The sequence below is a fragment of the Grimontia indica genome (assembly GCF_000333895.2).
Taxonomy (GTDB): Bacteria; Pseudomonadota; Gammaproteobacteria; order Enterobacterales; family Vibrionaceae; genus Enterovibrio; species Enterovibrio indicus.
The window spans coordinates 1-865 of record NZ_ANFM02000090.1 but is presented as its reverse complement, the minus strand read 5'-3'; the positions used below and the strand labels follow the sequence as shown (position 1 = coordinate 865).

1 protein-coding gene is annotated in these 865 nt (G+C 63.7%); it reads left to right on the top strand.

Going from position 1 to position 865, the window contains the following annotated elements:
* On the top strand, positions 1-865 hold an 865-nt coding region (locus tag D515_RS26045), incomplete at both ends, for a hypothetical protein (RefSeq protein ID WP_039850747.1).

Here is an 865-nt window from a genome sequence, read left to right as displayed (position 1 = left end):
CGGGCGGTACTGACGGCAGCACTACAGGTACGACCGACGGTTCAGCCACTGGCGGCACAGACGGTTCGACCACCGGCGGTACGGATGGCTCCACCACGGGCACCACCGATGGTTCAACAACTGGTGGTACCGACGGCTCGACTACAGGTACGACGGACGGTTCAACGACTGGCGGCACCGACGGCTCAACCACCGGCGGCACCGACGGCTCGACTACGGGCGGCACTGACGGCAGCACTACAGGTACCACTGACGGTTCGACCACCGGCGGTACGGATGGCACCACTGACGGCTCAACGACGGGTACGACTGACGGTTCAACGACGGGCACCACTGATGGTTCAACCACCGGCGGTACCGACGGCTCGACTACGGGTACGACGGACGGTTCGACCACCGGCGGCACCGACGGCTCGACCACGGGCGGTACTGACGGCTCAACGACAGGTACCACCGACGGATCGACCACTGGCGGCACTGACGGCAGCACCACAGGTACCACCGATGGTTCGACTACGGGCGGTACTGATGGCAGCACCACAGGTACGACGGACGGTTCGACCACCGGCGGTACTGATGGCACTACCACGGGTACGACAGACGGTTCAACGACTGGCGGTACTGATGGCAGCACCACAGGTACGACCGATGGTTCGACTACCGGCGGTACTGATGGCAGCACCACAGGTACCACAGACGGTTCGACTACGGGCGGTACTGACGGCTCAACCACAGGTACCACCGACGGTTCAACCACAGGTACGACAGACGGCTCAACGACAGGTACGACCGATGGTTCAACCACGGGCGGCACTGACGGCTCAACCACAGGTACTACCGACGGCTCAACGACGGGTACGACAGA